At 52.1% G+C, this 17,643-nt stretch carries 19 protein-coding genes; 11 read left to right on the plus strand and 8 right to left on the minus strand.

What is annotated here, in order from left to right; translation table 11 throughout:
• Positions 1-38: 38 nt before the first annotated feature.
• From LX98_RS13075 to LX98_RS13110, 8 genes are all read left to right on the plus strand, one after another.
• The gene (locus tag LX98_RS13075; protein ID WP_496429318.1) at positions 39-1,298 is read left to right on the plus strand and encodes a sigma-70 family RNA polymerase sigma factor; all 1,260 of its coding nucleotides are present in this window, start codon (positions 39-41) and stop codon (positions 1,296-1,298) included.
• Between the two features lie 250 nt (positions 1,299-1,548).
• The gene (locus LX98_RS13080; protein WP_496430607.1) at positions 1,549-1,911 is read left to right on the plus strand and encodes a YciI family protein; all 363 of its coding nucleotides are present in this window, start codon (positions 1,549-1,551) and stop codon (positions 1,909-1,911) included.
• Positions 1,912-1,988: 77 nt separating this feature from the next.
• Entirely contained in the window at positions 1,989-2,360 is a 372-nt protein-coding gene (locus LX98_RS13085; RefSeq protein ID WP_496429319.1) for a YciI family protein, read from the plus strand.
• A 199-nt stretch (positions 2,361-2,559) separates the two neighbouring features.
• On the plus strand, positions 2,560-2,985 hold the full coding sequence (locus tag LX98_RS13090; RefSeq protein ID WP_496429320.1) for a YciI family protein: 426 nt from the start codon (positions 2,560-2,562) through the stop codon (positions 2,983-2,985).
• Positions 2,986-3,064: 79 nt separating this feature from the next.
• The gene (locus LX98_RS13095) at positions 3,065-3,664 is read left to right on the plus strand and encodes a DUF1579 family protein (protein WP_496429321.1); all 600 of its coding nucleotides are present in this window, start codon (positions 3,065-3,067) and stop codon (positions 3,662-3,664) included.
• 124 nt (positions 3,665-3,788) lie between these two features.
• Positions 3,789-4,145, plus strand: coding sequence for a YciI family protein (locus tag LX98_RS13100; RefSeq protein ID WP_312639989.1), 357 nt, complete (start codon positions 3,789-3,791; stop codon positions 4,143-4,145).
• A gap of 305 nt (positions 4,146-4,450) precedes the next feature.
• Entirely contained in the window at positions 4,451-5,638 is a 1,188-nt protein-coding gene (locus tag LX98_RS13105; RefSeq protein ID WP_496429322.1) for a WD40/YVTN/BNR-like repeat-containing protein, read from the plus strand.
• Complete coding sequence (locus LX98_RS13110; protein WP_496429323.1) at positions 5,635-5,937, plus strand: MoaD/ThiS family protein; 303 nt, start codon at positions 5,635-5,637, stop codon at positions 5,935-5,937. Before LX98_RS13105 ends, LX98_RS13110 begins: the two co-directional genes overlap by 4 nt.
• Positions 5,938-6,002: 65 nt before the next feature.
• Here the strand turns inward: LX98_RS13110 and LX98_RS13115 are convergent, their stop codons facing one another.
• Complete coding sequence (locus LX98_RS13115; RefSeq protein ID WP_496429324.1) at positions 6,003-6,752, minus strand: 2OG-Fe(II) oxygenase; 750 nt, start codon at positions 6,750-6,752, stop codon at positions 6,003-6,005.
• Positions 6,749-7,828 (minus strand): bifunctional DNA-binding transcriptional regulator/O6-methylguanine-DNA methyltransferase Ada, encoded by a 1,080-nt coding sequence (gene ada, locus LX98_RS13120; protein ID WP_496430608.1) that lies wholly within the window; start codon positions 7,826-7,828, stop codon positions 6,749-6,751. Before ada ends, LX98_RS13115 begins: the two co-directional genes overlap by 4 nt.
• A 274-nt stretch (positions 7,829-8,102) precedes the next feature.
• Here ada and LX98_RS13125 point away from each other — a divergent pair, with 274 nt between their 5' ends.
• Positions 8,103-8,546 carry a hemerythrin domain-containing protein gene (locus LX98_RS13125; protein ID WP_496429325.1) on the plus strand — a complete coding sequence of 148 codons (444 nt, stop codon included), beginning with the start codon at positions 8,103-8,105 and terminating at the stop codon, positions 8,544-8,546.
• Between the two features lie 101 nt (positions 8,547-8,647).
• On the opposite strand, the gene LX98_RS13130 is transcribed toward LX98_RS13125, so the two are convergent.
• Together LX98_RS13130 and LX98_RS13135 are read right to left on the minus strand one after the other, a co-directional pair.
• Complete coding sequence (locus LX98_RS13130; RefSeq protein ID WP_496429326.1) at positions 8,648-9,673, minus strand: SDR family oxidoreductase; 1,026 nt, start codon at positions 9,671-9,673, stop codon at positions 8,648-8,650.
• A 104-nt stretch (positions 9,674-9,777) separates the two neighbouring features.
• Positions 9,778-11,154, minus strand: a complete 1,377-nt coding sequence (locus LX98_RS13135) for a BON domain-containing protein (RefSeq protein WP_496429327.1) — start codon at positions 11,152-11,154, stop codon at positions 9,778-9,780.
• A 679-nt stretch (positions 11,155-11,833) separates the two neighbouring features.
• On the opposite strand from LX98_RS13135, the gene LX98_RS13140 reads away from it, so the two are divergent.
• Both LX98_RS13140 and LX98_RS13145 read left to right on the plus strand, forming a co-directional pair.
• Complete coding sequence (locus tag LX98_RS13140; RefSeq protein WP_496429328.1) at positions 11,834-12,955, plus strand: AI-2E family transporter; 1,122 nt, start codon at positions 11,834-11,836, stop codon at positions 12,953-12,955.
• A 12-nt stretch (positions 12,956-12,967) separates the two neighbouring features.
• Positions 12,968-13,222: a GlsB/YeaQ/YmgE family stress response membrane protein gene (locus LX98_RS13145; protein WP_496429329.1), complete on the plus strand. Its 255-nt coding sequence runs from the start codon at positions 12,968-12,970 to the stop codon at positions 13,220-13,222.
• 151 nt (positions 13,223-13,373) lie between these two features.
• Here LX98_RS13145 and LX98_RS13150 read toward each other — a convergent pair whose 3' ends face one another.
• The 4 genes from LX98_RS13150 to LX98_RS13165 form a co-directional block, all read right to left on the minus strand.
• Positions 13,374-14,030 carry an HAD-IA family hydrolase gene (locus tag LX98_RS13150; protein ID WP_496429330.1) on the minus strand — a complete coding sequence of 219 codons (657 nt, stop codon included), beginning with the start codon at positions 14,028-14,030 and terminating at the stop codon, positions 13,374-13,376.
• Positions 14,031-14,127: 97 nt separating this feature from the next.
• Complete coding sequence (locus LX98_RS13155) at positions 14,128-15,243, minus strand: DNA topoisomerase IB-related protein (protein ID WP_496429331.1); 1,116 nt, start codon at positions 15,241-15,243, stop codon at positions 14,128-14,130.
• Between the two features lie 504 nt (positions 15,244-15,747).
• On the minus strand, positions 15,748-16,257 hold the full coding sequence (locus LX98_RS13160; protein ID WP_496429332.1) for a secondary thiamine-phosphate synthase enzyme YjbQ: 510 nt from the start codon (positions 16,255-16,257) through the stop codon (positions 15,748-15,750).
• 177 nt (positions 16,258-16,434) lie between these two features.
• Positions 16,435-17,445 (minus strand): mechanosensitive ion channel domain-containing protein, encoded by a 1,011-nt coding sequence (locus tag LX98_RS13165; RefSeq protein WP_496429333.1) that lies wholly within the window; start codon positions 17,443-17,445, stop codon positions 16,435-16,437.
• Between the last annotated feature and the right edge of the window lie 198 nt (positions 17,446-17,643).

Genomic DNA, 17,643 nt, shown 5'->3' on the forward strand with positions numbered 1-17,643 from the left:
GGTCTCTCCGTGCCTCTCAACGTGAAGCCCTCTCGATCATGAGTGAAAGACCGGCCAAACAGGTGCGGGAGGTGGTGGAAGAAGTGTACCGCACTGAATCGCGCCGGATTCTCGCCACCTTGATCCGGCTGCTCGGCGACTTTGATGCGGCCGAAGAAGCGTTGCACGAGGCGTTTACGGTCGCAGTCGAACAATGGACCAGGGATGGGATCCCGGCCAATCCTCGAGCCTGGCTCGTATCGACCGGCCGTTTCAAAGCGATCGATGGGATGCGGCGACGGACCAGGTTTGACGCCTCGCTCGCAGAACTCGCCACGCAGCTGGAAGCCGGCATTCATGAGGCTCATGAAAATCCCGATGAAAGCATCGACGACGACCGGCTACGTCTGATCTTTATCTGCTGCCACCCGGCTCTTTCATCTGAAGCCCAAGTAGCGATGACTCTCCGGGAGGTGTGTGGCCTGACGACGGAAGAAATCGCAAAAGCCTTTCTCACATCCCCGCCCACAGTGGCTCAGCGGATCGTTCGCGCCAAGACAAAGATTCGGAAAGCACGCATACCCTATGAGGTGCCTTCTGAGACCACCTTGCCCGACCGTCTGGATGCGGTGCTGCGGGTGATTTACCTCGTGTTTAACGAAGGATACTCTGCCTCTTCGGGGGAATCACTCACGCGCCATGACCTCTCGGCTGAAGCAATGCGACTGGGACGATTACTATTGGAATTACTGCCGGACGCGGAAGCGATGGGGCTCTTGGCATTAATGCTCCTTCATGACTCCCGCCGCGCCGCACGCATCTCCCGAACGGGAGATCTGATTCTGCTTGAGGACCAGGATCGTTCGTTGTGGAACCGCGATCAAATCGCAGAGGGGATTGCCCTGGTAGGAAAGGCGTTTGCTTCACGTCAAATCGGCCCTTATACCATCCAGGCCGCGATTTCCGGATTACATTCCCAGGCAACACATCCCACAGCCACGGACTGGCCTCAAATCGTTTCACTCTACGATCTGTTGATGCAGGCGTCTCCTTCCCCTGTGGTGGAACTGAATCGCGCCGTCGCAGTGGCCATGCGTGACAGTCCCCTGGCGGGTCTTGCCCTCATCGACGCAATTTTCGCACGAGGGGATCTCACGAATTATTACCTGGCACATTCGGCGAAGGCGGAGCTCTGCCGACGATTGGGCCGAATTGCGGAAGCCAAGGCCGCATACAAACAGGCTCTCGGCCTCACTCAGCAGAAGCCCGAGCAGCGATTTCTTGAACAACGGCTGGCCGGGTTACAGGATCGCAATTAATCCCCCTCCCTTATCTGTACCAATAGGTACAACCTGGATTTTTCCGATTTTTAGTGGCCAGATCAATGGTCACCCACAATATCTTGATGGGAACGTTGGGAAGATCTCAATACCTAGAGTGCCAATGGCGCCGCCAAAATTCATGATGACCGTTGTCGAATTTGATCCTCGCGAACGACTAACGAGTAACAAGACCAATTCACAACCTATTCGGAGGTCGGCAGCCATGGTATTTCTTCTCATTTGTTGCATGGAAGAAAAAAAGTGGGACACCCTATCAAAGAGCGAGAGAAATAATCTTATGAAGGCAACCATGGTTTATTGCGAGGAACTACGCCAGAACGGCCAACTCCTCTTACTCAACCCCCTTGAACCGGTCGAGATGGCCATGACCGTACGGGTCCGCAACGGCGGAGTGTCTCTCACCGATGGCCCATTCGCCGAAACAAAGGAACAGATCGGCGGATTCTTTCTGATCGAGGCCAGAGACATCAACCAGGCTGTTCAGATCGCGTCCAAGTTTCCATCAGTGCACCTCGGGAGTATGGAGGTTCGGTCGGTGAGGGACCTGCCCCGGCAAGATATAGAGGCGGAATTTTGTCAGGATGAGTAGATTTTTATGAGGAAGAATTCGATCGGGGAAAATCCATACGGTCATTTCTAGCATAATTACCTGATAGAGGCATTCACATGAAATACCTGTTGCTGGTGCACCATGACGAGGACGCATTCAGCACAATGAGTGAGACCACCCGCAAGGAGATGCTTGAGGAATCCGTGCAACTCACCCATCAGCTCCACTCTAAGGGGCAGTATCTGAGTGCGTCGCCGCTTCATCCGGCATCGACGGCTGTCCTCGTTCGTGTGCGCGAAGGCAAGCCATTGGTGACTGACGGTCCTTTTGTGGAAACACGCGAGCAACTGGCGGGGTACTTTTTGATCAATGCCAAGAGTTTTGACGAGGCGATCGGTATCGCATTGCGAGTTCCAGGAGCACGCATTGGCACTGTCGAGGTGCGACCGTTGATCGAGATCTCCGGTCTGCCGACTGAGGAATGTTGATGATCAGAAAAGAACCTGCTTCAATCCTCTCCAAGCTGCCTTGTGGCTCTATGATTAGAAACACATGGTGCCAGAACTGCGACTACAGGGTGTTTTCACATGTCGATTTCACCAGCCCCCGTTCGACAAATAACGAAAATCGGGATAAGGCTAATTTTTTTAATGGAGCTCAAAGGACTAAAGCCAAGGAGATTGGGTGATGCGATTCATGATTATTGTCAAAGCTACCAAAGACTCGGAAGCCGGTGTGATGCCGAGCGAGCACCTTCTTACTGAGATGGGAAAATTCAACGAAGAACTGATAAAAGCCGGCGTCATGCTGGCAGGAGATGGGCTCCACCCGAGTTCAAAAGGTGCGCGGGTGCAGTTTTCAGGAAACAAGCGAACGGTTACCGACGGACCCTTTGCCGAGACCAAGGAACTGATCGCCGGGTATTGGGTTTGGCAGGTGAATTCGAAAGAAGAGGCGATCGACTGGGTCAAGCGTTGTCCGAATCCTGCAGGTGATGACAAAGAAGGCGAGATTGAGATTCGCCAACTCTTCGAGGCGGAGGACTTCGGGCCAGAGTTCACGCCTGAGCTGAGGGAGCAGGAGGAGCACCTGCGCAAAAAATTGTCTTCATGAAAGTACCCTGTGAACAGTCACTCACAGCATGACATACTGATCTCAACCGTGTTCATTATCTAATCACAAGGAGGCATCTATGCGTTTTCCAATCATCACATTCACCTGTCTCTGTATGGTCCTGACGGCCAATCCAGTAATCGCCACAGACACAGACAAAGAAAAGCAGATGGACCCACAAGCCATGATGGAGATGTACAAGAAGCTGGCCGCTCCCGGCGAACCCCACAAGTTGTTTGCCAGCCTAGCCGGGAGCTGGACGACCATATCCAAAGAATGGATGGAACCAGGCAAACCTCCCACAGAATCGACCGGCACCGCAGAAATGAAAATTTTGCTGGACGGACGCTATCTCTACCAAGCCTACACTGGCCAAATGATGGGACAACCATTCTCCGGGATTGGAATCGACGCCTACGACAACATCACCAAGAAATATGTCACGGCCTGGATGGATACAATGGGGACGGGGATTTTCATCATGGAAGGGACGGCGAGCGACGATGGCAAGACCATTACGCTGAATGGATCGCATCCTGAGCCGGGCGGAGGGCAGATGACGCATCGAGCGGTCTGGAAGATCGTCGACAACAATACCCAGACGTTTGATATGTATGGGACTCATCACGGCGGCAAGGAAATGAGGATCATGGAGATCACCTATACCAGAAAGCAGTAGCGGAACACATTGCGGGACGAAAAAACCTTCCGTTGCTATCTGTCGCATCGGTCGCCCTTTTGTCCAGCAATGTTTAGGGCTCATTGGGGCATTGGCGTTCGTTCGTACTAGTGGAGGATTTCATATGAAATACATGCTGTTGATTTACGGAACTGATCAGGCATGGGACGAGGCCGGACGTGAAAAGTGTTACAAAGAATCCACGGAGCTTGCACACCGGCTTAAAGCTGAAGGGAATTATCTGGCGGCCGCTCCTCTGCATCCTGTCACTATGGCGACCAGCATCCGTATACGAGACGGCAAACGGCTCATCACCGATGGTCCGTTTGCTGAAACACGAGAACAACTGGGCGGCTATTTTCTTATCGAAGCCAAGGACCTGGATGAGGCAATGGACATCGCCGCACAAATCCCGGCGGCCCGGGTGGGCACGGTCGAAATCCGACCGGTTTTAGAGATCGGAGGTTTGCCAACGGAATAGGGGCATTCCGCTAAGAGTACAATGGCACCCGGCAGGTCGCGAAGTTGACAAACAGATCATATTAACGCTCAGCGAAGGCGCAAAACATGATGCAAAAAATCATGAAAAAACAAATAGAGTCATGAGTGCCCTCCTTCAAATGAAGAAACTTGACATCAAACGCCTACAGGAGGCTTACAAACAATAGTAGGTCACAACGCCTCGATCACAACGGCCAACACGATTGATAGAGGGACGGAATAGGCTCTCACTAGTTGTGAAAACTTTATACGATGATCGGCCTAATTTTCAGAAAGGAGTGAGGTATGAGTGGGGTACGAGTGCTTGTTGGAACACGCAAAGGTGCGTTCGTGCTGACATCGGACGGCAAACGCAAGAAGTGGGACGTTAACGGTCCATTTTTTGGTGGATGGGAGTTGTTTCACGTGAAGGGATCTCCAGCCGATCCGAATCGGTTGTATGCCTCGCAGTCAAGCAGCTGGTTTGGGCAGATCATCCAACGATCCGATGATGGCGGCAAAACCTGGTTTCAACCGGGAACACCACCCGGCGAGCCGACCACGGCCCCGGACGGCACGCCCAAGGGGGAGAGCAACAAGTTCGTGTATGACAGTTCATCGGAAACGGGACAACCTCTCACCACCCATCAGTGGTACGATGGCACGCAGCACCCTTGGGAGTTCAAGCGTGTCTGGCATCTGGAGCCATCGCTGACCGACCCGGACACGATTTACGCGGGGGTTGAAGATGCAGCCATTTTCCATTCCACCGATGGCGGACAGACATGGCAGGAGCTTCCCGGCCTGCGCAGCGCTAAGGGGCACCTTTGGCAACCGGGCGCCGGGGGAATGTGCCTGCATACCATCCTTCTGGATCCCGGCAATCCGGAAAGGATATTCGTCGCCATTTCGGCAGCCGGCACGTTTCGAACCGAGGACGGAGGCAAGACATGGCAGCCGGTCAACCGCGGACTGAAATCGCCATATGAACTTCCCGACCCCACTGCAGAAGTCGGCCACTGTGTGCACTGCATCGCCAAACACCCGTCGCGCCCGAATGTGCTCTTCATGCAGAAGCACTGGGATGTGATGCGGAGCGATGACGCAGGCGAGTCGTGGCATGAAATCAGTGGAGACTTGCCCTCCGATTTCGGATTCCCCATTGCCGTGCATGCCCATGAGCCCGAAACCATCTATGTGGTACCGATCAAGAGCGACTCTGAACATTATCCGCCGGAGGGGAAACTGCGCGTCTACCGCAGTCGAACGGGCGGGAACGAATGGGAAGCGCTGACAAAAGGATTGCCGCAACAGGACTGCTACGTCAATATCTTGCGAGACGCCATGGCTGTCGACTCGCTCGAACCCTGTGGGATCTATGTTGGCACCACCGGAGGACAGGTATATGCCTCGGCCGATTCGGGAGACAGCTGGATGCCCATCGTCCGCGATCTTCCACCCGTCTTATCAGTCGAAGTCCAGGCGTTACCGTGAGCACGATTCGAGTTATCCTTCCAGCCCATTTGCGGACACTTGCACGTATCGACGGTGAGGTGAACCTGGAGATGGAGGGTCAGGTCACGCAACACTCCGTCCTCAACACGCTCGAAATCCGTTACCCGATGTTGCGGGGGACAATTCGTGACCAGGCGACACAACAGCGCCGACCGTTTATCAGGTTCTTTGCCTGCGGGCAGGATCTGTCCCATGAACCACCGGACGCCCCGTTACCCGACGCGATCACAACCGGTGAAGAACCGTTTCTAATTGTCGGAGCCATGGCCGGCGGCTAAGAACCGCAAGGGTATTCCTTGTCCCGGCCACAGAATTCCGTTTCGGAGATGATTCTTCATCCGGTTTACTTGGCGTCGTGAAATATGATCCCGACCGTATAGCGCTGCCCTGAGCGAACGCGGCTGACCCCATGCCGGAGGTTCACACGATACCAGCCCCTTCCCCCTCGCACAGGACGATGATGAACCGCGAAAATGACGCCATCGCCTTGTCGGATCGGTACCACAATGGGCCGGGATTGCATACGTGGCCGCTGCTCGGTCATGACAAATTCACCACCCGCGAAGTCTTTCTGAGGGTCAGATAAAAGAATGGCAAGCTGGAGCGGAAACACGTGTTCGCCGTAGAGGTCCTGATGCAGGCAGTTGTAATCGTCAGCTTCATATTTGAGCATCAATGGGGTGGGCTTATCCTGCCCGGCTTGATGACAGCGGGCCAGAAAATCTTCATGCCTCTTTGGAAAGCGAACCTCAATGCCCATGGCCGCATTCCACCGGTTCGCAACCGGCACAAGATGGGGATATATCGCATTCCGAAGTTGTTCGATGAGATCAGGAAGTGGATATCGGAAGTACTGATATTCTCCACGGCCAAAGTTATGGCGACTCATCACGATGCGGCTGCGAAATTTCTCAGGGCGGGCATACAACATGGCCAAGGTCTCACATTCTTTCGAAGTGAGGAGCCCCTCGGTCACGGCACTTCCTTGAGCGTCAAGATCGCCTGAGATCCGTCCCCAACCAATCGCGTTGACCCGTTCCAGCATAGTCCCAGGCAAAGCGACGGGAGATGTTGACTGCCCGCTCCCATTCATGTGTGGGCCTCACGTTCAAGCAACGCTCGTTTCCGTTCGATGCCCCAACGATAGCCTGACAGGTCGCCATTCGTGCGCACTACACGGTGACAAGGAATCGCCACAGCTATGGCATTGGTGCCGCAGACCCTGGCGACCGCTCGAATCGCTTTCGGGGCACCGATGCTCGCGGCGATGTCAGCATAGCTTACCCTCGAGCCGGCCGGAATGTTTTGCAATGCTTTCCAGACCCGTTGTTGAAACGCCGTCCCTTGTACGTCCAAGGGAAGGTCCAACCCCCGCTCCGGCGCTTCGACAAAACCGATCACTGTGGCGACCAGGTGTTCGAAGTCACCATCACCCCCGATGAGATGAGCCTGAGAGAACTGCTTCTGCAATTCGCGCATCAGGTGCTCAGGGTCATCCCCCAGAAGAATCGCACACACTCCGCGCTCACTTCTGGCAACGAGGATTGACCCGAGAGAACATTCCCCCACGGCGAATCGGATGTCTATCCCGGAACCACCGGCACGATATGAGGAAGGTGTCATACCCAGAACAGCATCGGATGTCTCATAAAACCTTCCGTTGGAATTGAACCCGGCTTCGTAAATTGCCTCCGTCACGGTGCCTGTATGATTGAGGTGCGACCTCACCCGTTTTGCCAGATGCGCCGCCGTGTATCCTTTCGGTGTCAATCCCGTTACCGCCTTGAACACCCGATGAAAGTGATACCGGCTCAGTCCCGCATGATTTGATAACTCCTTGAGGCCGGGCACATGATCCGAATTCTCGATGAGCCGGCAAGCTGCTGCGACTTTTTCCGCATATCGTTCCTCTAATCCGGGCTGGTCAGGCGTGCAACGCTTGCAGGGACGAAATCCAGCCTTCTCGGCAACTTCCCGTGAAGCATGGAACCGGACGTTTTCAGGCCGCGGCAACCGGGATGGGCAGGACGGGCGGCAGTACACTCCGGTGGTGTTGACGGAATAATAAAATGTACCGTCGGCTGTTGGGTCACGGGAAACCACAATTGTCCACCGTGGATCATGGCGCGTTGCAACGGAACATTTTTCCTGGTTCGGTGTGTTTCTCATGACCACTAGCTGTGACAGACTGCTAAAACTGCAAGCATACTTTACCAAGAAATCTCCCCACCTGACTCCTCTTTTCCGGATGCCAATCTTTTTATACAACAGTCGGGGACACAGTGCACTCCGTTTCTTGCTTTCCAATTCTTTCCCTGCCGGTTCCAGGGTTCTTACCAGTTCACGTGTGTGAAGGAACAAGATTATTCTTCGATCAAGAAATTGAGGTTTCATTATTTTTCAGTGAATAATCATCGGTCATTGACCGGGAAGGAATCAGCGGATGGACATTTTTCAAATTTTAAAAAAGGATCACCAAAAAGCAAAGGACCTATTTAAAAAATTAGAAACCACCGGTCCACGTGCGACGAAAAGCCGTGAAAAATTATTTTCTCAGTTAAAAGAGGACCTTGAAGCCCATTCCCATGGGGAGGAGGCCGTCTTCTATCCTGCCCTCAGAGAAAATGCAGAGATGGTAGACCTGATAAATGAAGCTACGGAAGAGCATGCCGAAGTCGAAAACCTTCTGGAAGACCTTGAGGCGATGGGGGCAGAATCCGAGGAATGGGGCTCAAAACTTGCTGAGCTCAAAAAAAGTGTTCTACACCATGTGAAGGAGGAAGAAGGCGAAATCTTCAAAAAGGCCAAAGAGATCCTGGATAAGGAAGAAATACAGAAGATGGCAAAAGAGTTTCAGGAGGCAAAAAAGCAGGCTACGGCTGGCTAACCTTTGTCATGGTCAAATGCCCAGGGGGACCTTCAGATCGGGAGGCTGTTCTTGCATCAGGCAGATCAGCCTCCCGATCGGAGAATGAACTTTATTGAGGTTCAATCATTTATTCTCGATCGATTCACCTGTGATTGCTTTCGGGCCCACCCCAGGGTTAAAAGACATCCGACGCCCGCCACCGCCAACCACCCCCGGTTCATGGAAGCCCACAATTGAAAACTGGATGATTGGGCCTGATCGTCAAAATCGCCATGCGCCCCTCTGTCCTGCGGGACAGGCGCAAATAAATTATCGGCGCGATCAGGCTTGATGGGAACATTCGTCTGTTGGCCCGTATAGGCTACTTCGGCCAGATAATGGTCCAATAACCCCGGAATGAATTTTTCCCCAAAGATGGTTTTAACTGTCGGCATTCCAACCCATAACTCACGACGATCGTGATCAGCCGCCCAGACGATCGCCCGCGCCATTATCTCCGGCTGATAGATGGGAGGGACCGGCTGAGGCTCATAGGGAAGGCGGCTTTTAATCCATCCAAATTGAGTCGTATTGACTCCCGGCAAATGCACCATGGAAAGGCGGACCTGACTTCCATCGTGAATCAGCTCCGATCGGAGCGACTCCGTGAATCCTTTGATAGCATGTTTGGCACCACAGTAAGCCGATTGAAGTGGAATCGCACGATACGTCAACGCGCTGCCGACTTGGATAATGACGCCCCGATCCCGGGGAAGCATCCGACGAAGCGCTGAAAGGGTTCCATAGACATATCCGAGATAGGTCACGTTGGTCACACGCTGGAATTCTGCAGCCGTCATGTCTTTTACCGGCGACAGCACGGAAACCATGGCATTATTTATCCAAATGTCGATCGGGCCAAACGCCTTCTCTACTGTGACTGCGGCTGATTCCACCTGCTCGGGATCGGCCACGTCAGTGGGAACCACGATAGCTTGCCCTCCTAGCTTTTCCACCTCCCGACGAGCTCCTTCCAATCCCTCCTGCCCACGGGCCAGCAAACCAATAGATGCCCCCCGCCGAGCATATGCCCGTACGGTGGCTCGACCGATACCTGCAGAAGCCCCTGTGATGACTACCACCTCTGATTGCCGATTTTGTTTCATATCATTTCCTCTTGTGTTTCACGCGCTATGGAATGGAGGAACGGGGGCGGTGTAGAAATTTCTCCAGCCAGGGTGACGATTGGAATGTCCTTCGGAACACCAATCTATGATTTCAATAAATCCCTTTCCTTATTATCTCCTCGATCTTTCGAAATTTGGTCAACAATATGATTATCTTTGGTGACATCGGCCTGAGAATCTGATTGCGCAGCGGGTGATGGAGCATCTTTTGTATGGTCGGTCCGGTCAAAAACGGCCTGATCATCAAGAGGGGAATACCCCTGCATCTTCAGACGATAGATGGGTTCGGGCATTTCATAATTGGCCAGATCAAAGGCCTCTTTCACCGCCCGAATCGCTTCACTTTTTACCTTTCCGAAGTCGTATTGATCCTGGGTCGTCCATGCAAACATTTTCAGGATCACATTCGAATCGCCTAATTTCTCGACCGCGCATCGGACCGGAGGATCAGCAATCACCCCGCGGGTTTCCGTTAAAGTTTTGATAGCCAATTGCAACGCCGACTCGATATCGACAGCGGTGTCGATACCCACCTCAAAGGAAAAACGCCGTTTCGGGTTCCGGGAATAGTTGAGAATTATGCCTTTGTACACCGTAGCATTGGGTATGCGGACATGGTTCCCGTCTAGCGTCATAAGAATGGTCTCCCGCGATGTCAGTTTCATGACCAAGCCTTCATAATTTTCCAGAACAATTTGGTCCAGTGGCCGAAAGGGTTGTCTGATACTCAGCAGAATGCTGGCAATGTAGTTTTCCACGGTGTCTCGGAGGGCAAAACCTACGGCAAGTCCCATGACTCCGGCTACCCCAACGATAGTTCCCAAAAGAGCTGTGGCGTCCAGGATTTCGAGCATGACGACAAAGCCCATAAATATGATGGTCCCTTTGACGATTTGCTTGGCTAATGATTGTAAAAACGCATGTGGAGTAATTTTTTCATACAGGTTATCCCATTTGGTCATAAAGGATGCGAGGAACCAGAATAGAAGAAATACCGTGAAGCCGATGATGAGGAGTGGCAGATAGGAGATAAAATTATTGAGTTGGTCAACCATTTTTTCCTGCACAACGGTCAACCGTTCACGGACTTCTCGTTTCTGTGTGATTTCATCTGTCACGCTGACCACTCCGTCCACGCGTTCGGCAAGTTCAAGAGCCTGTTGGTGGGCTTCTTTGGTGGAAGTATGCCCCGTAAGACGTACCACCCCTGCCTTCACCGCGATGTCGACATTGGCAAGCTCCGGCAAATTCTGGAATACCTCCCTAAGCCGTTGTGTGATAAGCCTGTCTTCAACCTTGTCCGCTCCAACCGCAATTTCCTCTGGTTTATCGGTGGGTCGTGAATCCGTGGGGGCCTCTGGAATATCCACAGGTTCCTGGGACCAAACTGGTTCAACCCGCGCACTCCAAACGACAATGAAGAGGACCACGAAGATTACTGAATAGAATCTGAAGTACATAACACTACATCCTGTCCTTATTCCCATCGCTAACTGCTTCGAGGGACCGACTAACAGATTGCGGACCTTTCCGGAAAAGGACAATATCCGTCTCAGGCGAGACCCGAGTTAAGCCGGCGACGAGAAAAAGCGGTGCTCCTCTTGGAATAAAAATTTGACATTGCGGCAGATGAGGACACAACCAGAACCTTATCATGAGTTACATGACGCGACTGGAGAAAGGACATAATTCAAAATAATTTTAGAAAAATCGACAATTGGCGAAAGGATAAATAAATCAAGGCTTGTGGAGGTCATTTTTCATAGTTCACGAATCGCTATAAATATTTCAACAGACAAATTCAGGTCGTACTATCTGAAAACATCCGTCAACATCGCTTTCTGAATACAATGGGATTCTAGGAGTAGGGATGTGGATACTTGAGAGATTCCGCTTAATGATTTGTCTATAATAAATGAACGGGCCGGTTCATATCATAATGAGAAGTGAAATATACCTGACTACATTTCAACCTCAGAAGTTTTCTAAAATGCAAATACTAGGCAAACGGTAAGTGTTACACTGCAGAGGTATGACATGCAGGTACTCCTAATTATGATCCTAGTTTCCTTCTCCTCCTCGACCAAGCGGACGGCTTCAAGTGTATCGATACCCTCACCCTTTGCGGCGTCAACATAAATGTCTCCACAAGTTCTTTCAGCGGCCTTCCTTCTGTTGTGTTCCCTCCTGCTGTACGTGTTGGCCCTAATTTTTGCCCCCTTCATGACGCCCATTTTGTGGGCCATGATCCTGGTTCGTCTCTTCTATCCTCTCTATCAGTGGCTAACCCGTAAGCTGGGAGACAGGACAACAGCTTCGGCGGGTCTCAGCACACTGAGTGTCATGTTACTTGCCGTCCTGCCTGTGGCGTATTTGGTATTCCTCGTGGTGACAGAGACCATTAACGCCTATCAGCTCGCCATGACATGGGTGCAGGAGGGTGGACTGCAAAGACTGCCCGAACTTGTCGCAAGACTGCCTCTGATCGGAAATGTGTCTCAAGAATTGTTGGGCCGGCTTGTTCTGGCCTATGGGGACGTTCAGGGGCACCTGGTTGAAGGAGGGAAAGCCGTCAGCGGGGTCTTGCTGTCCAGTGTCGGTGGGCTGGCAACAAACACCCTTGATCTCCTTATGGATTTTTTTGTGATTCTGTTTACTTTGTTCTTCCTGTTTCGCGATGGGCATCATCTCTATCGTGCATTTTACGAAGCGCTCCCGATCGAAGAAAGCTATAAAGCCGTCATCATGGAACGCCTTGACAATGTGATGGTCGCAGTCGTTCAAGGGACCCTTCTCACGGCCCTGGCACAGGGTTTCACGGCAGGGCTTGCCTATTGGTCCTTGGGCGTCCCGTTTTCCATATTTCTGGGAGCCCTAAGCGCCATTCTTTCACTGGTACCTTTTGGCGGCACGGCATTAGTCTGGGCCCCGGTCGCCGCATATCTGTTATGGACCGGTCCCATTTGGAAAGGCATAGTTATGATCGCAATCGGGGTCGGATTAGTCGGTCTCATGGATAATTTACTGAAACCTTTTCTCGTCGGATCCAAAGCGGACCTACCCGTTCTGTTTCTCTTCTTCGCCTCACTAGGGGGCCTCGCGTATTTCGGCTTCATCGGATTGTTTCTGGGTCCCATTCTGCTTGGGATCGCGCTGGCCGTTTTCCAAATTTACCGTGAAAATTATCAGGAACAGGTCGGTCTATTGGTTAAAGCAGAGACGGGACACCCAAAAGAACCGGTGAACCCAATCATTAAATAGGAGGGTTGAAGTATGAGTGTCATCGGTTGGATCGTCTTTGGGTTAATTGTGGGAGTAGTTGGAAAACTTTTAATGCCCGGGAAAGATCCTGGAGGGTTTCTTGCCACTGTCGCTATCGGGATCATTGGGGCGCTCTTCGGTGGGATGCTCGGGCGAATGATCGGCATGTATGGACAAGACGACCCCGTCGGGTTTGTGATGGCCGTGATCGGGGCCATCCTGTTTCTCTGGCTTTATCGGGTGATTACCAGACGCGGGGACACGTGACGTCAGCATTTTTCCCCGGATCGTTGGGAACAGGTTTTTCCCTCGCTGACTCGTCATGTTTTCAGCTACCACGTGAGCAGAATGACCAAAGATGGGATTTCGTCCGGAATCCGGGTGCAGTTAAACACCTATCGCAGAAGGGCCCTCCTTCCTATCTCGCTTCAAAATTAGCGGGAAACCCGGATGCCAGAAGCTCTGCGCAATCCTGGTATACAGCCACCGCCCCAGCCGCATGGAGTTCCTCTCGACTAAAGGCTCCTCCGGTTCTAACCGCAATCGTCTGAAGTCCGCAGCCTTGAGCGGATTGAATATCCCAAATCGTGTCACCGACCACAATGCTCTCCTCCGGTGAACATCCAGCCCGCTCCAGAGTTAGTTGAAAAATATCCGGTGCGGGCTTTGCACTCTCTACATCCGCCGACGACACCAGCCCGGCCAGCTTATCCTTCGCCTCAAGTGCTTGAACATGATGTTCCAATTCTTCGGACTTTGCACTCGTCGCCAGCCAGATGGCGATATCTTGCGATGAGAGAGTTGCAAGGATTTCTTTGGCTCCAGGCAGAGGATAGGTATGATCTTTCAACTCGTCAAAAAATTGGCTGTGTAATTCATTGGCCCGTTCGTGTAAGGCCTCATCCGTAAGAAGCGCACCCAGCATCAGGTCCGATCCCTTACCAATCTGCCGATGGATTGCGGCACGTGGTACTGGATGCTTGACGACCGAAAAGGCACGGGCCCAGGCCTCCACATGTAAATAATTCGTATCCATAAGCGTGCCATCAACATCAAAAATTACCGCTCGTATCATTTAATCATTCTCCTCATCATTTAGAAAATTTGTTCCATCGGGCCCTAGGATTTCCCGTTCGGAATTGGACACATAAGGACAACCAGTCGGCGATGCGTTACATCTTTCCGTTCCTGGATGTATTCTTGTTTGGCCGTTTCTCAGACTTTAATTGCTGCTGAAGCAACGTCAACACAGCCGCTTCCTCCGCTGGTAAACCACGAAGCGATTGAGAAAGTTCCCGATTCACCCGTTTGCGAAGTGTTTGGAGGAGAGTACCTTCCATATACGAGTTCAGCACATGAGGATGGACATAACATTTCTGACAGACCGCTTTCGTATTACCCAGTCGTTTGGCCACAGACTCGATGGCCCGTACCACATTTCGCTTTGCCTGAGCTTGAGAGTCAAACGATTGAAACTCCTGAAGCGCTCTGGCCGCCAGGACTGTCCCCGCCCACGTGCGAAAATCCTTGGCCGTAAAATCCTGTCCGGTAATCTCCCTGAGATACCCGTTCACATCGGTGGATTCGATGGATTGTTTGGCACCATTCTCATCGAGATATTGAAAGAGTTCATAGCCGGGAAGCTCTTGCGATTGTCTGACAATTTTCGCTAACCGCGGATCGGTAAGATCGACGGCATGATCGATACCACTTTTCCCTTTGAATTGAAATGTGAGGGTGGAGCCCTTCACCTTGACATGCCGGTCCCTCATGGTCGTTAACCCGAAGGACTCATTGTCACGCGCATAGGCTTCATTCCCGACCCGAATCAAAGAAGTTTCAAGAAGCCGCACGATCGTCGCCAGAACTTTGGTTCGCGGTAAACCTCTTTGAGAAAGGTCCCGCTTGACGATCCTCCGAATTCGGGGCAATGCTTGAGCAAAAGCCGTCAAATGTTCATATTTAGCCTCATCCCGAATTCTCCGCCACTGCGGGTGATATCGATATTGTTTACGGCCTCTCGAATCCCGTCCCGTCGCCTGAAGGTGTCCGTCCGGGTTCAAGCAAATCCACACATCCTGCCAGGCAGGCGGAATGGCCAAAGCCTTAATGCGCCCTAGAACCTGAGGATTACGGACTTGTTTGCCGTTATGTGCGGCATAACGAAATCCTTTTCCTGCTCGCTTCCGCACTATACCGGGGGACTCATCCGTGACATAGCGGAGTCCGGCAGCTTTCGCCGAAATAATCGGATTTTCTAAGGGTGCAGGTGATGCCTTAACGGTCAAAAGATTTTTAGCCTTCTATGCTCAATTAATCCTGACGTGGCAATACATAAGCTACACGTCCCGACACGTTGACCAACTTTCACATTATAAAGTGACGTTCTCAATAGATTGAAATGGATACTTTTCTATTTTCATCAGAGAATTCGTCTGTTCCGGTGCCATTTCAGGTTTCATATTCAACCGTTTCCAGAACTCATCGGAGCATTGTTTGGAAGTATTATCAATGCGGCCATCACCTAATATGCCGCGTTCAAGGAACGCTCAAGATATCGCTTTTGCCATGCAAGGAGATATCACTGCGCTGGAATTGACCACGGACCTGCATGATCTGCTTCATGATGCATTGCGAATTGGAATTCAGACAGTGGAGGACTTGAAAAACTTCCTGGACAGGTCCTGGAGGTCAGAAATTCGGCAACAAACGATTGTGCCCTGGGACACCATGCTCGCGCATGAAGGCAATTTCACTTTCCTCTCAACCTGGAATCCTCAATGTCATTGGCTTCACGATGTAGGAGCTAAACTCACCACAATCTGGCGTTCCCGGGGACCATCGAGCTCAACGAGTAAGACTGATTGCCAGGTACCCAAACGCAGTTCACCGTCCATCACGGGCAAGGTCAACGACGCTCCAATTAAAGATCCCGCCATATGAGACCAGGCATGGGAAGGATCATGGGCATGACGAAAGTTGATTTGTGGAATGATTTTTTCGGCCACTTCGAGAAGATCTTCCTCCGTGCCTTCTCCTATTTCCCCGGTCGTGAGCGCGGCCGTGGTATGCGGCAAAAAGACGTGACACAAGCCATTCTGAAAATCCGCATTTTGGATGATCCTATTCAATTTCGGGGTGAGATTCACAATATCTTTAAGGTTCTTTGTTTTCACCTGTATCGTATCCATAATTTCCTTTTCGCTGGAGCCAAGGACCTTGCCGGGTTCACGGCACATTCTTGAAATAATTTCAGAATTATTTAGTTTCCTCTCGATACCCACAGCTTCAAGAGGAGGCATCTTTATTCGTCTCTCTTTTCCTCGTTCCGCCTGACTAACATGATTGTCGATCTTTGCCCTCAGAAGGCTTGCTTAGTTGGACTTCCAACTTGGAAACGGACCGAATTCCCTTCGCCCTATCATGGCCAAAGGTGGGGACTATCTCGTGACCTGGGTGGAAATGTTTGCGCCTTATTGTCATGATTTCATGGTGAGGGCCTCTCGCCGCGTGGCCTCTGCTTTCCAACGTGGCTCGGTCGATCCGTCCTTGGGCGCAGGCCATCCTTCCCGCTGCGCGGCGCGATCACCGTCCCTACTCTCCGTCTGATCATGAAATAGCTGGACCTGCGTTTCGTACGGCATATCGATGCCGGCCTTGTCTAACGCATTTTTGATGGCCGTCAGGACCTCAGCCTGAACTTGTATGACGTCGGCTCGACGACTCTCAGTCCACCATCGCGCCCGGATGGTGACCCAGCTGGTGTCCAGAGCCCATACAAATGCTTCCGGGGGAGGGTCATGCTGGACGTTCGTGACGCCTGCCACAGCTTCCCGTATCACGTCGATAGCGTCCTCAATACTATCGCCATAGCCGATGCCCACATCATATTGACTGCGCCGCTTCTCATGCGCCGTCTTGACCAGGACGGCATTGGTATAAATATCGCTGTTTGGTATGACAATCCGCAGCCCGTCATAGGTTTTGATGATCGTTGCCCTGGTTTCAATTCGTTCCACGGTGCCCTCGCGCCCCTTTACTTCGATCTGATCGTTGATCTCGAAGGGTTGACGTAACAGAATGAGCATCCCCGCTAGCCAGTTCTGCAGAATATCCTTAAAAGCAAAACCGATCGCCACAGAGCTTATACCTAACCCAGCAATAAGATCGCCGGGATTCAAGGTCGGTAGGACGATGGTCGCTGCCATGAGGAAACCCAGAATCACGACCGCCCACTGCACGAAACTGCCGAGGACCTCGCCAAGATTGTCACGTGAATGACGAGCCATTTGCTTTCGAACGAGGTATCCGGCAAAAGTTCCCAGGCCGTAAGACAGGAGGAGCACGACCAGCCCGACGGCGATATTGGGCAACATGCGGAACGCGCCATCGACCCAGCTATCAATGCGATCCACCATTACGCCGGGGTCCAGATCGATCGTTTGTGGGGCATCTCTCACGGATTTCGTCATGTCGGTATTCTCAGCCATAAGTTCCTCCCGGAGAAATAGTGGACTATCGCCGTTGAGCATCCGACCGTTTATCGGTCACCAGATACGGCTAGCACGACTGATACGTTACCCTCTCACAGCGGTGACTTTCGATTCCCGCGCCGTCGAACATCCCCACAATCCCTCATGAAAGGGGAGCGTGGGGCGTTGGCACTGCATCACTTTTCATGTCCGGCA

This window comes from Nitrospira marina (assembly GCF_059568365.1).

Bases quoted from the DNA above. Each gene is read 5' to 3' on its own strand.
- LX98_RS13130 (WP_496429326.1), bottom strand. From the start codon at position 9,673: ATGAAACAAAATCGGCAATCAGAGGTGGTAGTCATCACAGGGGCTTCT.
- LX98_RS13145 (WP_496429329.1), top strand. From the start codon at position 12,968: ATGAGTGTCATCGGTTGGATCGTCTTTGGGTTAATTGTGGGAGTAGTT.
- LX98_RS13085 (WP_496429319.1), top strand. From the start codon at position 1,989: ATGAAATACCTGTTGCTGGTGCACCATGACGAGGACGCATTCAGCACA.
- LX98_RS13150 (WP_496429330.1), bottom strand. From the start codon at position 14,030: ATGATACGAGCGGTAATTTTTGATGTTGATGGCACGCTTATGGATACG.
- LX98_RS13140 (WP_496429328.1), top strand. From the start codon at position 11,834: ATGTCTCCACAAGTTCTTTCAGCGGCCTTCCTTCTGTTGTGTTCCCTC.
- LX98_RS13160 (WP_496429332.1), bottom strand. From the start codon at position 16,257: ATGCCTCCTCTTGAAGCTGTGGGTATCGAGAGGAAACTAAATAATTCT.
- LX98_RS13075 (WP_496429318.1), top strand. From the start codon at position 39: ATGAGTGAAAGACCGGCCAAACAGGTGCGGGAGGTGGTGGAAGAAGTG.
- ada (WP_496430608.1), bottom strand. From the start codon at position 7,828: ATGAGAAACACACCGAACCAGGAAAAATGTTCCGTTGCAACGCGCCAT.
- LX98_RS13100 (WP_312639989.1), top strand. From the start codon at position 3,789: ATGAAATACATGCTGTTGATTTACGGAACTGATCAGGCATGGGACGAG.
- LX98_RS13095 (WP_496429321.1), top strand. From the start codon at position 3,065: ATGCGTTTTCCAATCATCACATTCACCTGTCTCTGTATGGTCCTGACG.
- LX98_RS13125 (WP_496429325.1), top strand. From the start codon at position 8,103: ATGGACATTTTTCAAATTTTAAAAAAGGATCACCAAAAAGCAAAGGAC.
- LX98_RS13165 (WP_496429333.1), bottom strand. From the start codon at position 17,445: ATGGCTGAGAATACCGACATGACGAAATCCGTGAGAGATGCCCCACAA.
- LX98_RS13105 (WP_496429322.1), top strand. From the start codon at position 4,451: ATGAGTGGGGTACGAGTGCTTGTTGGAACACGCAAAGGTGCGTTCGTG.
- LX98_RS13115 (WP_496429324.1), bottom strand. From the start codon at position 6,752: ATGAATGGGAGCGGGCAGTCAACATCTCCCGTCGCTTTGCCTGGGACT.
- LX98_RS13080 (WP_496430607.1), top strand. From the start codon at position 1,549: ATGGAAGAAAAAAAGTGGGACACCCTATCAAAGAGCGAGAGAAATAAT.
- LX98_RS13090 (WP_496429320.1), top strand. From the start codon at position 2,560: ATGCGATTCATGATTATTGTCAAAGCTACCAAAGACTCGGAAGCCGGT.
- LX98_RS13135 (WP_496429327.1), bottom strand. From the start codon at position 11,154: ATGTACTTCAGATTCTATTCAGTAATCTTCGTGGTCCTCTTCATTGTC.